This window comes from Slackia piriformis YIT 12062 (assembly GCF_000296445.1).
Taxonomy (GTDB): domain Bacteria; phylum Actinomycetota; class Coriobacteriia; order Coriobacteriales; family Eggerthellaceae; genus Slackia; species Slackia piriformis.
Genome location: NZ_JH815198.1, coordinates 818461 through 830447, shown reverse-complemented (window position 1 = coordinate 830447; position 11987 = coordinate 818461). Strand labels below are relative to the sequence as shown.

Sequence of the window (11987 nt, the reverse complement as noted above, 5' to 3'; positions counted from 1 at the left end):
CGATTTCCTTTTCAGGCGGTTCGCAGCTTTTGCTCTTGATCGATTGGCTCCTTGCGCGCATGCGCTGTATACGCCGCAGCAAATGCGCCCCCCTGCGGGGCGCATTACGGCACGCAAGGCTAATTGAACTTGAAGATCTTTTGCGCCAAGTGATAGGCGAAAAGGCCGAATTGACGTCCTGCTTCGGTAGGAATGTTCGTTCCCCAATTCAAGACGGTATGACGGATGCGTTTATAAAGGGCCGGATTGGCTTTTTCGAGATACCCCCAGATTTCTGCGCGCTTGCGTTCGTTATCCTCTGTTTTCTCGAGGCGAAGGAAGATCGAGCATATGCACATCATCATGGATAGGTAGTTCTCCATGTATTTCTCGAGCTTCCGAGACTCGACATCGTCGGGAAGGTTGACGGAGTCGATCATCAAGCGCGTAACGCGAAGCTGCTGATCGCGACGGGAATACATGACCTGCTCGTTGACGCTTTGGTCTTCGCGCCCGATGAAGTAGCGATACATGTTCTCGTCGAAATAGCGAATCGTTTTGACATGCGGCAAGGGCACGTACACGAAGATATTGTCGACATAGAACGTGTGTTCAGGAAGCTTTAGACCGCAATCCCTCAGCAGGTCGGTGCGATAGATGACCGAATGCATGAGGAGGTATTGGGACTGCCCGAAATGGCCCACTTCGTCCCAGGTGAACTCGCGACCGCGCGGAAATACGTTGCGATAGTTCATGACGGTGCGGGTTCCCTCGTGGACCTTTTCGTACACGTAGTTGGCGATAACCAGGTCAGTGGGGTCCTTCAGCTCGCTTTGCATGCGCAGATATCGCATGATGCTCTCCATGGCCTCGCGGTCAAGCCAGTCATCGGAATCGACGACCTTGAAGTATCTGCCTGTTGCGTGCTCGAGTCCTGCATTGACCGCCGCGCCATGCCCGCCGTTCTCTTGATGGATGGCGCGAACGATTCCAGGATGACGACGCTCCCATTCGTCGGCTTTTTCGGCGGTGTTGTCTTTGGTGGAACCGTCATCGACAATCAGAATCTCTATATCGTTGCGGTTGCCGAAATCGCATTCGAGGATGGATTCGATACAGGTATCCATGTAATCGGCGGAGTTGTAGCACGGAATAGCGAACGAAACGGTTTTCATGAGTGAAAGCCCCTCCAAAGGCGGCAAGAGGCGCATATGCGCCATTTGGATTGAATGTAACGACTCAGTATAGACAATACGCAGGATGCAGCCGTCGGGGTACGCTGACAATCATACGAAATTCAGTATTCTCCTTATCGCCGAAAAAATGAAACGTTCCCGCCACAAACCGAACAAAGCGTGCAGGCGTGTTTTATGATGGCGATCGGAATGCACAACCAGGAAAGGGGCCTGTATGGCAACGTTTCTCAGCACGATGATCGATCGTGCGAAATCCGATAAAAAGACGATTGTCCTTCCCGAAGGAAACGATGACCGCATCCTTGAAGCTGCACGCAAGGTCGTCGACCAGGGAATAGCGAACATCATCGTTGTCGGCGATCCTGCAGAAATTGCATCGAAAGGTTTCAATCTCGAAGGCGTCCAAGTGGTTGACAACACCTCCGGAGAGCTTCGCGAAGAGCTTGCGGAAGGTCTGTTTGAGCTGCGCAAGGCGAAGGGGATGACCATCGAAGAGGCCCGTTCGCTCATGGACAACGTCATGTACTTCTCAACGATGCTGCTGAAGACGGGTCGTGCCGACGGCCTTGTGGGCGGCGCGTGCCATGCGACGAAGGACGTTCTTCAGCCCGCACTGCGCATCATCAAAACCGCCCCGGGCAGTAAGCTCGTAAGTTCCTTCTTCGTCATGGAAGTTCCTGAATGCGCGTTCGGCGACGAAGGCACGTTCATGTTCGCCGATTGCGCCGTGTGCATTCAGCCCAGCGCCGAAGAGCTTTCGGAAATCGCCGTTGCCACTGCAAAATCGTACGAGCGAGTCATCGGCTTCACTCCTCGCGTGGCCATGCTCTCCCACTCCAGCTACGGCTCTGTCAAAGACGCCGATACGGAAAAGGTCACGTCTGCACTCGCCATGGCGAAAGAGAAGGCGCCCGAATATGCAATCGACGGCGAACTGCAGGCGGATGCCGCCTTGGTTCCGAGCGTCGCCGCATCGAAGGCCCCCGACTCCCCCGTTGCAGGCAAAGCAAACGTTCTGGTGTTCCCCGATCTCGATGCGGCGAACATCGGATACAAGCTGGTCCAGCGTCTTGCCAAGGCTGAAGCGTACGGCCCCATCCTGCAGGGGCTCGGCGCTCCGATGAACGACCTGTCTCGCGGATGCTCCGCCGACGATGTCGTCGGCGTTGTCGCTATTACCGCCGTTCAGGCTCAAGAGCAGTAAACGGCCTTTCTCTCTTGACGAAGCACGCGCCCTTGGAGCTTCCGATATGCTCCAAGGGCGCTTTTCATGCGTTGAGTCTAGGGTGTTGGTGCATATAAACCTTCAGCCGCAGTCGCGTTCTTTGGGAAAGAACCGGTGCGCTGCGTTCTATGAAGTAAGAAAGCGGACCGAAGTCCGCTTTCTCGCAAATTCATCATATGACCATGCGTCGACAACGTTAAAGCTTGGATACGATTTCGTAGGTATCCTGGGCTATCATCATCTCCTCATTCGTCGGGATAACGATGATTTTGACAGGAGAATCATCGTGGGAGATGAAGCGCTCTTTGCCATGGTGGCTCCTGCTGTTCTTCTCTTGGTCGAGAATGATGCCGAGGGGCTGCAGACCCGCGAAGGCAAGACGCCTCATACGGTCGCAGTTTTCGCCCACGCCCGCGGTAAGAACGATAGCATCTACGCCAGCCATCTCGATCATGTACTGGCCGAGATACTTGCGAATGGAATGCGCGTACATCTCGTAGGCAAGAACGGCGCGCTCTTCGCCCGCCTCGGCGCCTTTGCGAACATCGCGCATGTCGTTGCTGATGCCCGACACACCAAGCAGGCCCGATTTCTTGTTCATGATTTCGTTGATCTGCGCCGGCGTAAGACCTTCAGCCTCCTCGAGGAACGGAATGATGGCGGGGTCGATCGCGCCGCAGCGCGTACCCATCATTAGACCGTCAAGAGGAGTGAAGCCCATGGAGGTATCAACGGCGATGCCGTGGTCGATTGCAGAAATGGAGCAGCCATTGCCCAGATGACATGTGATGATCTTCAAATCCTCGAGAGGCTGGTCCATAAGGGCGGCGCAGCGGTTGGCGATGTAGCGATGCGACGTTCCGTGCGCTCCGTACTTCCTAATCTGGTGTTTCTCGCACAGTTCATACGGAAGAGGATACATGTAAGCCGAAGGCGGGAGGGTCTGGAAGAAAGACGTATCGAAAACGGCGACCTGAGGAAGCCCGGGTGCAAGATCCTGGCACACCTGAATGCATTTGAGCGCGGGCGGGTTATGAAGAGGAGCCAACGTGCAGAGGCTCTCAATCTTCTGAAGAACTTCGTCGGTGATGAGCGCGGAAGAATCGAAGTAATTTCCGCCGTGGACGATTCGGTGACCTATAGCGTCGATTTCGTCGATAGACGTGATGGTGGAGCGCTCGCTATGAATCAAAGCGTCGAAAACGACCTTCAGGGCTTCTTCGTGGTCTGCCATGTACTGGGCGAAGATTCGTTCGTCCTTATCGGCGCCATGCTTGATATAGGAGTCTTTGCTTCCTACGCGTTCGCAAAGGCCCTTTGCAAGCATTTTGTCTAGGTCGGTGTCGACAAGCTGATACTTCAGCGAAGACGAACCAGCATTGATAACAAGGATTTTCACGTATTACTCCTGTATTCGAATTTACAGGGCTGGCGAACCAGAGTTCATGGGTGCGCCGCCGAGCACATGGACATGGAGATGGTGGACAGACTGCTGGGCATCATCTCCGGTATTGACGATGACACGATAGCCGCTTTCGGATACTTCCTTGATCTGAGCCACCTTTTTTACCGTGTTGAACAGATGCCCCATGAGCTCGTCCGGAACATCATCGCCGATATTGGCATGGTGCTCTTTCGGGATGATGAGCGTATGGACGGGCATCATCGGAGAAAGGTCGTCAAAGGCGATTACCATATCGTCTTCGTATACGACAGTCGCAGGGACCTCCCCTGCGGCAATTTTGCAAAAGATGCAGTCAGCCATAATGCAAGAACCGCCTTTCCTGATAGTGTCACGCCTCTCGAATTCCGTATGACAGTGTACTGTCAAATGAGCGACAGGCTACGAAAGAGTCGTGTCAGTGGTTGCATCATCGGCGGGAGCGTCAAGCTGGCCCATGAGAACATCAACTTTTTGCTGCGCCGAAGAAAGGCGCTGCTTCAGGTCGGAGAGAATTGCGACTCCGCGCTCGTAAGCCTTCAGACTGTCTTCGAGCTCCAGGGTGTTGCTTTCGAGGACCGCCACGGTTCTGTCCAATTCGGCCATGGCCTCACGAAAGCTCATTTCCTTGTTTTCGGCGTTGTTGGCCGCATCTGTATTCATCGATAGCTCCTATTCTGCCTGCGTATGGGGCGAACTGCAATTGACCGAACATGAAATAACGCCATCCGATACCGCCACGTCGATCCTGTCTCCGCCATGGACGGCGTGAATCGAACGAACGACGCTGCCCTCTTCGTCTTTGGCTATCGCGTAGCCGCGCGACAAGACGGCCAAAGGTGAAAGGTCATGCAAGCGGCCTGCGCGAAGGGCCAAATCGTGCTCGAATCTCTCGAAGGAGGTTTTTGCACGGTCGCAAAGGCGGCGCTGCATATCATTCAGATGAAGGGAATCCTTTGCAAGGCATTCGGGCAGCGCGCGCGAAAGCCTGTCATGGAGAAGGTCGAGCGTGAGAAGGTCCGTGGAAAAGAGCAGGTGCGGATCTTTGAAGAGCGGGCGCGAGGCAATGTGTCCGAGCCGTGCTTCATAGCGCTCGATTGCAAGACGCTGCGAAGCGCTCATGGATGCAGCGCGCGCATCGAGTTCTCGAAGAAGCGTCGAGGAATCGGGCGAGACGCGCTCTGCGGCTGCGGTGGGGGTGGACGATCTGACGTCGGCGACCATGTCGGCTATGGAGGTATCGGGCTCGTGTCCGATACCGGTGACGATCGGAACGGGACATGCCGCGATGGCGCGTGCGAGCCGCTCGTCGTTGAAAGGCATGAGGTCTTCGAAACTTCCGCCGCCGCGCACGACAAGAATGACCTCGCAGCCCGCTCTCACGCACGCATCGATTCCGAACACGATGCCCTGCGGGGCCTGGGAGCCTTCGACGGCAACACCCGCAAGCGATATTCTGGCGACGGGAAAACGACGACGAATGGTCCTGAGCACATCGTGCACGGCCGCACCGCGCGGCGAGGTCACAAGACCGATGTGCTCGTACAACGATCCGACGGGACGTTTTCGAGAAGCCGCCATAAGCCCTTCGCGCTCGAGCCTTTGAGCAAGCTCCGCGACGCGGCGGCGCAAATCCCCCTCACCTGCAAGGGAGATGGAAAACACGTCGAAATTCATTCGGCCTTTGGGCGCGTACAGCGTGAAACGCCCCGTCAGCTCGACGCGCTGTCCCACGCAGAGCTGCACGCCGGATTGATGGTAGCGATTGAGCCATATCATGCACGGCAACGAGGCGCCAGCGTCTTTCACCGTGAAATAGACGGCCTTGTATCCCGCCTTCGCATTGACTTCGGAAACTTCGCCGATGAGTTTGACGGTAATGGATTCCAGAGAACGTTTCGCAGCCTGCATGGCCTCCGAAACGGAAAGGGGCCGCGAGGTGGCGGCCCCTTGCGATGAAGCTTGGGAGAGCAGCATGCTAGTCTTCCGATCGAGTGGAAAGAACCATGTACAACAGCTGAAGCAGGGCGGTCAAAGCCGCTGCGACATAGGTGAGCGCGCAAGCGCGCAGCACCGAGTACGCGCCGGACAGTTCGGCCTGATTCATTCCCGTGGCCTGCAGGTAGGCAAGCCCCCTGCGGGAGGCGTCGAATTCAACGGGCAGCGTAACGAGCTGGAAGAGCAGCACTGCGGCAAACATGATGATGCCGACTTTCATAAGGGTCGTTCCGCCGGCGGCGCCCATGAGAAGACCGAGCATGAAGATGATCATCCATGCATTGGAGCAGAAATTGACGACGGGGACCAATGCGCTGCGAAACTTCATGAACGCGTAGCCCTCCGCGTACTGCGAAGCGTGGCCCATCTCATGAACAGCGGTTGCGATGGCGGTGATGCTGTATTGGCCGTATGCCTCCGTGCCGAGCGTGACAGAATTGCTGCGGGGGTCGAAGAAGTCCTGGTTGGGACCGCCGCGCAAAATGCCGACATGTGATATTCCCTTGTCGACCGACATGCGGCGAGCCATTTCCGCCCCCGTCACTCCGTACGAGCTGGGAACGTGGCTGTACTTTCTGAGCTGGCTTGTAACGTAGAGCTGGGCGCCACCGCCAATGATCAGGGTAAGAATCATGACGCCGAAATACAGACCCATATCGCCTGCGATAATCATCGAAACTCCTTTTCGGGCGATCGGCTGCAATGAGCCGAATCATCAGACAGTTTGTTCGACGCGTATTCTATCGAAAGAGACGCGCCGCAAAGGTTACCGTATACGATTCGTGACTTTTATCACGCCGTCTTCGATCCCCAGGACAATCTTTCCCTCCATGAGGTCCTTGAGCTCGTTGCCGACAAGATGGCGACGCCATCCTTTCATGACGTCGGATTGGTCGAAATGACCACGGGCAATTTTCGCCAGGTCAGCATGGGAGACAACGACGCCGAACGCAACGCCGGCCTCTTTCGCCCGCAATTTAACCAGCGAATAGAGCAGGTCGACCTGCGAATCTACGTTCGGCTCGCTTTTCGGGGGGCGCTCAAGATGGGGCCAGGAGTCCTCTGGCGCGTCAAGGCCTCGGACGCAGGCGGAAAGAGCCTGGCGTGCCTCTGCTGTTTTCAAAGAGTTGGAAACCCCTCTGACCATGAACATGCTGTCCAGGGAGCGAGGCTCCCTCTTGCAGATTTCGATCACCTGCTCGTCTGACAGAATCCACTTGCGCGGGATATTGCGTTTCATCGCGAGTTCTTCTCGCCACGCCGCGATCTCTCGCGCAGCGGAAAGCTGCTTGCTGGAGAGCTGGTTGACGCGCTTCAAACGTTTGAAGCGCGTGCGGGGGTCAACGGTGTAGCGGCGGATGTCCGACAGATCGTCGAAGTCGCGGTCGAGCCAGGAAAGCCGACCGAGTTCCTCGAGCTTCTTTTTCATGGAACGATAAAGCATCGGAAGGTAGATAACATCGTCGAGCGCATACTCTATTTGAGAATCCGTCAAGGGGCGCCTACTCCAATCGGTGAATGAGTCGGCTTTTTTGAGACGCACGCCGCATTCGCTCATCACAAGCGCGCCATAGCCTATCTGAAGAGTGTCGCCAAGCAGCGATGCCGCAACCTGGGTGTCGAAAACGGGCTTGGGAACCACGCCGAGCGCGTGGACGATAAGCTCCATATCCTGCACGGCGGCATGGAAGAGCTTCGTAATGCTCTCGTCGACAAATAAATCGATAAGCGGGGTAAGGTCTTTGATTTCAAAGGGGTCCACGGCGACACTTACTTCCTCGGTCGCCAGCTGGATAAGACAAAGCTTTGGCCAATAGGTTTTCTCGCGCAGGAATTCGGTGTCAACGGCAAGAACGGACGATTGCTTCGCATGTGCGACAAATTCCTTGAGCTGCTTCTGGTCGGTAATGTACAACGCTTTTCCTTTGATATTGCTCACGTGATTGCAGAACTGTTGTACTATTTTAGCGTTGGAGGGAGGCCATCTGCCGTGAAAGTACTTATCATCAATAATCTTGCATCAGGCTATCGCGAAGGATCGATCTATGACTTCATGCGCTCGTTCGTGGAAGACGGCGATGAGGTGTGTCTGCGCTCTTCGGACGGAGGCACTTCCATCGACAGCCTTCTAGACGATGCGGACTCTTTTGATGTGGTGGTCGCTTCAGGCGGAGACGGCACTATCGCCTCGGTCGCTTACCGCCTTCGCAACACGGGGGTTCCTATTCTTCCCTACCCCGCAGGGACGGCGAATCTGCTTTCGCTGAATCTGCTTGGGCCGAACGAGCCCCATGCGTTGGCGAATCTGGCTCGTTCCGGGAAAGTGCTCGAATTCGACATGGGCGAAATCGAGTTCGGCTCGAAGAAGCGCGGTTTCATGATCATGGCGGGCGCAGGCTACGATGCCGCGATCATGGAAAGCGCCGCGCCCAATAAAAAGCTCTTCGGTCCCGTTGCGTATTTTCTCGCAGCAGGAGCCAATATAGTCCCGCAGCATTCCTCCATCGTGCTCACCATCGATGGCAAGACCATCGAAACGGAAGGCCTGGGTGTGCTGCTGGTTAATTTCTCCCAGATTCAGCTCGGCATTTCTGTGACCCACATCAATCAGCCACGCGACGGTGCTCTTGATGTGGTGGTCCTGAAGGCGAAAAACGCCGTCGAACTCCTCCCCTCCGTCTTTGCCGCTCTTCTTGACAGAGACGGGAGATTCCCCGACCGCGGCGATGCCCTCGAGGTCTACTCCGGAACTGAGATAAGCATCGAAGCAGACCCTGCGTTCGAAATCCAATACGACGGCGAGCCCACAAGAACGAAAACTCCCGCCTTGGCGCGTATTCTTCCCAAGGCAGTTCGGCTGATCGTGTCCGACGAGGGATACCAGCTCTTTCACTAAGCCATATGCATAAGGAAGGGGACGACGATGTCGTCCCCTTCCTTATGCATAAGCCCGTCTCGCTTCGGGCGGGAACGACGTAGCGTCCCGCCCGAAGCCATATCGAATAGTTCCAGACGAGCTTTTCTATTTCGAAGCGTCGCCAGATGCTTCGTTCTCCTCGATTGTTTCGTACGGAATTTCAATCGGAGCGTTGAGGGAGCGCTGAGCCTCCGCGCTCTCGAGGATCAGGTTACGGAACGACTGCGCGCTCTCTCCGTCGACGGGGCTCATGATATACACATTACCGCCAATGAAGATGGGTGTGGAAAGGAGGTCTTTCTCCTTGTCTTTCCCGGCGTTTTCCTTGCGCTCTGCCTCCATGGTTTCGAGCATTTTCTGACGCACCGTCTCGATCTCCTCGGCGGTTTGCTCGCGCCAGCGGCTCTTCTTCCAATCCATGAAATTCTTGTTGTAGCGCATCTGAATCAGCTCGAGCACGATGCAGAACACCATGGCGAAATACACGATGAGCTTCTCAAGCGGCATATGCAGCATCTCGATGCCAGTGTGGAAGCCGATGCTGTCCAGAACAAGCAGGGTTCCGATGGCGACGATGAACGTGAGTGCGAGCATCTTCATCTCGGGATGGCCGTTGATGAAGTTGGAGATGGGGTCGATGAAGACCATCATCATGACAACGGCGACCATGACGGCGATGATCATAATGATGAGATGGTCGGCCATGCCGACAGCCGTGATAACGGAGTCGATAGAAAAGACCAGGTCCATGACCATGATGGTGGCAACGGCCTGAGGGAGGGTAATCATATGAAGCGTTTTATGCTCGCTGGAATGCTCCGCCTTCACCTCGGTCAGACGAAGCATGTCGATGATTTCCGAGATGCCCTTATATATAAGATAGGCACCACCGATGAGCAGCACGAGGTCTCGAACGGAAAGACCGTGGTGGTACGCGCCAAAATCAAGCGTGAAAATTGGCGTGGTCATATGCACGAGATACGATGCGAAGCACAAAAAGATTATGCGCATAACGAGCGCGCCGGCAAGACCGAGCTTGCGGCCGATGTGTTGCTTCTCCTCCGGCAGACGGTTCGTGGTGATGGAGATAAAGACGAGGTTATCGATACCCAAGACGATTTCGAGGAAAATCAGCGTGACAAGGCTGATCCACGCTTCTGGCGTGGCGAAGATGGAAAGATCCACAGTGCTCCTTTCATACGAAACCGGAGCACAGACGCACAGAATCACGACCCCGGCATAACCAATACAAGCGAACGACGGTTCGCACGTTATAGCCAGAGTCTCGCTATTTAAGGCACGCCAGGTGAAAAACCGGGTCTGTTGACGTGCCGCATCTAAACATGATGCCAACTACTCCCTCATAGCATGCGCATCGTCCAGACGAAGTCGAAAAATGCGCAGTGCTATAATGACGCAGATTGTTTCTTTTGAGAACGGAATCTGATGAACCATACGAAACCTTCGCATGATCACCCTCATGCCCCAAAAACAGCTACCCATGGTGCAATCCGCTACCTCGACGGGTCGGTTCTCAAGCGCCCCTTCGACCCTCCTCGCCTTGTCATGGCCGCTTGCGTCGCAGGTGCCGTCATAGCGGCGGTTATCGGCGGATTTGCGGGGTCAAAGGCCATCGACCAAATCCTGCATGGCGAAGAACGCTCGGCGGCAACCATCGAAGAGAACATCCACCGAAACGTCTCTTACGATCTTCCGGTCCTGCAGGACTACATCGACCTCGACGACGGATCGATTGCAACGGCTTTGCAGGACGCAGGATATACAACGGTCAATCTGCTCGGCGAAGGCGAAGAGGGCTTCGACATGATGAAGCTGCCGTCGGATGTTACCGTCGACGATGCCATGGTTGCCTTTGCCGGCGGCATAGGCAAGATGGATGCCGTGCAGGCGTCAAAGTATCTCGTAGGTTCGTGGCGCTTCTCGACCGAGCGCAAGGAAGGCGTCTCCATGAGGATTCGCTACGCGGATCTTCAATCTGCCGATGCAGGGCAGGCGATTCAATCAGCGCTCGAAAGCGAAGGGTGGGCTGACAACAACGCCGTCGCCATATCGGACGAAGGAATAGACGAAGTGGGAAACACCTACAAAGAAGGAACCATCCAAACAGATTCCGGAACGTATGCCTGGCGCATATCCGCTTGCCCCCTTGCAGACGTATACAATATTTCAGGTCTGCCTGAAACCGCCCAATACGTCGGCATTCGGATGCAGAAGTAGCTTACCAAGAAAGGAGAAAGGCCCCGCAGGGCCTTTTCTTTTGTGGGTTATAGGACACAAAAAGTGTGTCTGGGAACTTCGTTCACTCCGTCGAATAGGGATACCTCGTCTTATGGTGCAATTCCTCCCAGACGATGCCCTCTCCCCATTTCTTCGGGGCCCCGACGTCTTCGGCGTCGATTCCGTATTCCGCCCGCAGGAGCCCTATGTCCGAATCGGTCGGCATCTCGCGGAGGGTCCGGGGCATGTCCTTCGGGCATTCCACGCGCATGCAGCACCACCAGAAGACGGCCTTGACGCGCTTGGGCGTGGACAGGCCGCGGCGGTTCCTCAGGACGGACCGCAGCTGCGCGTTCACCCCGCCTTCTATGGCGTTGTTCGTCGCCGGGAGCGGCCCCTCCGCCGACAGCGCGGGGTCGAGGTACGTGAACAGCGTGCCCGCGTTGACCAGGGAGACGATCCCCCGACGCGCTTTGCGCAGGCGCTCGTGCGCGTAGACGAGCCGGCCGTCGACGAGGCTCCTCCGCGCCAGGAAGCCCGACCGGAAGTCGCACCACCGCAGGAGGCGCTCGGCCCACCATTCGGCCCGGCGCAGGGTGAATCTGAATCTGCCCCAGATCCGTTGACGAGTGGATTTCCGTTTCGGCATGATGGCCGGAAGCGGGGAAAGGGGGCACGATGGGAACGCCATCTCCCAAGTACACGGCCGAGTTCAAGCAGAAGGCCGTCGAGCTGTACAGGAAATCGGGGACCACGTACGCCGAGGTGGCGCGCGGGCTCGGATGCGACCCCGGCAGCCTGTCGGATTGGGTGAAGAAGGCCGCCGCCGACGCGGCGCCCGACGGAAACCCGTTCCAGATGGCCGAGGACCTGCGCAGGCTGAAGCGCGAGAACGAGAGGCTGAGGAGGGAGAACGAGATACTTTTAAAAGCGAGCGCCTTCTTCGCCAGCAGGCAGCTGTAGGGCTTTCGGCGAAGAGGGCCAAGTTCGAGT

Annotated in this window: 13 protein-coding genes; 4 read left to right on the top strand and 9 right to left on the bottom strand. The window is 56.2% G+C overall.

From position 1 onward, the window contains the following. Positions 1-119: 119 nt before the first annotated feature. The gene (locus HMPREF9451_RS03645) at positions 120-1154 is read right to left on the bottom strand and encodes a glycosyltransferase family 2 protein (RefSeq protein WP_009138957.1); all 1035 of its coding nucleotides are present in this window, start codon (positions 1152-1154) and stop codon (positions 120-122) included. 235 nt (positions 1155-1389) lie between these two features. Here HMPREF9451_RS03645 and pta point away from each other — a divergent pair, with 235 nt between their 5' ends. After that, a complete protein-coding gene (gene pta, locus HMPREF9451_RS03640; RefSeq protein WP_009138956.1) occupies positions 1390-2379 on the top strand; it encodes a phosphate acetyltransferase in 990 nt (329 codons plus the stop codon). 217 nt (positions 2380-2596) lie between these two features. Here pta and HMPREF9451_RS03635 read toward each other — a convergent pair whose 3' ends face one another. The 6 genes from HMPREF9451_RS03635 to rnd all read right to left on the bottom strand — a co-directional run bounded on the left by HMPREF9451_RS03635 (position 2597) and on the right by rnd (position 7754). Continuing rightward, positions 2597-3799, bottom strand: a complete 1203-nt coding sequence (locus HMPREF9451_RS03635; protein WP_009138955.1) for an acetate kinase — start codon at positions 3797-3799, stop codon at positions 2597-2599. Between the two features lie 21 nt (positions 3800-3820). Next, positions 3821-4165, bottom strand: a complete 345-nt coding sequence (locus tag HMPREF9451_RS03630; RefSeq protein ID WP_009138954.1) for a histidine triad nucleotide-binding protein — start codon at positions 4163-4165, stop codon at positions 3821-3823. A gap of 78 nt (positions 4166-4243) precedes the next feature. Beyond that, the gene (xseB, locus tag HMPREF9451_RS03625) at positions 4244-4504 is read right to left on the bottom strand and encodes an exodeoxyribonuclease VII small subunit (protein ID WP_009138953.1); all 261 of its coding nucleotides are present in this window, start codon (positions 4502-4504) and stop codon (positions 4244-4246) included. Between the two features lie 9 nt (positions 4505-4513). Next, positions 4514-5818, bottom strand: a complete 1305-nt coding sequence (gene xseA, locus HMPREF9451_RS03620; protein ID WP_009138952.1) for an exodeoxyribonuclease VII large subunit — start codon at positions 5816-5818, stop codon at positions 4514-4516. Between the two features lies 1 nt (position 5819). Beyond that, the gene (locus tag HMPREF9451_RS03615) at positions 5820-6512 is read right to left on the bottom strand and encodes a zinc metallopeptidase (protein WP_009138951.1); all 693 of its coding nucleotides are present in this window, start codon (positions 6510-6512) and stop codon (positions 5820-5822) included. A 93-nt stretch (positions 6513-6605) separates the two neighbouring features. Then, on the bottom strand, positions 6606-7754 hold the full coding sequence (gene rnd / locus HMPREF9451_RS03610) for a ribonuclease D (RefSeq protein ID WP_009138950.1): 1149 nt from the start codon (positions 7752-7754) through the stop codon (positions 6606-6608). Between the two features lie 75 nt (positions 7755-7829). Between rnd and HMPREF9451_RS03605 the strand changes: the two genes are divergently transcribed. Continuing rightward, entirely contained in the window at positions 7830-8735 is a 906-nt protein-coding gene (locus HMPREF9451_RS03605) for a diacylglycerol/lipid kinase family protein (RefSeq protein ID WP_009138949.1), read from the top strand. Between the two features lie 126 nt (positions 8736-8861). On the opposite strand, the gene HMPREF9451_RS03600 is transcribed toward HMPREF9451_RS03605, so the two are convergent. After that, on the bottom strand, positions 8862-9941 hold the full coding sequence (locus HMPREF9451_RS03600; protein ID WP_009138948.1) for a TerC family protein: 1080 nt from the start codon (positions 9939-9941) through the stop codon (positions 8862-8864). Between the two features lie 261 nt (positions 9942-10202). Between HMPREF9451_RS03600 and HMPREF9451_RS03595 the strand changes: the two genes are divergently transcribed. Next, positions 10203-10994: a hypothetical protein gene (locus HMPREF9451_RS03595; RefSeq protein WP_009138947.1), complete on the top strand. Its 792-nt coding sequence runs from the start codon at positions 10203-10205 to the stop codon at positions 10992-10994. Positions 10995-11076: 82 nt separating this feature from the next. Here HMPREF9451_RS03595 and HMPREF9451_RS10250 read toward each other — a convergent pair whose 3' ends face one another. Then, positions 11077-11685 (bottom strand): hypothetical protein, encoded by a 609-nt coding sequence (locus HMPREF9451_RS10250; RefSeq protein WP_051000960.1) that lies wholly within the window; start codon positions 11683-11685, stop codon positions 11077-11079. Here HMPREF9451_RS10250 and HMPREF9451_RS03585 point away from each other — a divergent pair. Continuing rightward, complete coding sequence (locus HMPREF9451_RS03585; protein ID WP_009138945.1) at positions 11673-11957, top strand: transposase; 285 nt, start codon at positions 11673-11675, stop codon at positions 11955-11957. The two genes, HMPREF9451_RS10250 and HMPREF9451_RS03585, sit on opposite strands and share 13 nt — an antisense overlap. Positions 11958-11987 lie beyond the last annotated feature (30 nt).

Bases quoted from the DNA above. Each gene is read 5' to 3' on its own strand.
- HMPREF9451_RS03645 (WP_009138957.1), bottom strand. From the start codon at position 1,154: ATGAAAACCGTTTCGTTCGCTATTCCGTGCTACAACTCCGCCGATTAC.
- pta (WP_009138956.1), top strand. From the start codon at position 1,390: ATGGCAACGTTTCTCAGCACGATGATCGATCGTGCGAAATCCGATAAA.
- HMPREF9451_RS03630 (WP_009138954.1), bottom strand. From the start codon at position 4,165: ATGGCTGACTGCATCTTTTGCAAAATTGCCGCAGGGGAGGTCCCTGCG.
- xseB (WP_009138953.1), bottom strand. From the start codon at position 4,504: ATGAATACAGATGCGGCCAACAACGCCGAAAACAAGGAAATGAGCTTT.
- xseA (WP_009138952.1), bottom strand. From the start codon at position 5,818: ATGCTGCTCTCCCAAGCTTCATCGCAAGGGGCCGCCACCTCGCGGCCC.
- HMPREF9451_RS03615 (WP_009138951.1), bottom strand. From the start codon at position 6,512: ATGATTATCGCAGGCGATATGGGTCTGTATTTCGGCGTCATGATTCTT.
- HMPREF9451_RS03595 (WP_009138947.1), top strand. From the start codon at position 10,203: ATGAACCATACGAAACCTTCGCATGATCACCCTCATGCCCCAAAAACA.
- HMPREF9451_RS03585 (WP_009138945.1), top strand. From the start codon at position 11,673: ATGGGAACGCCATCTCCCAAGTACACGGCCGAGTTCAAGCAGAAGGCC.
- HMPREF9451_RS10250 (WP_051000960.1), bottom strand. From the start codon at position 11,685: ATGGCGTTCCCATCGTGCCCCCTTTCCCCGCTTCCGGCCATCATGCCG.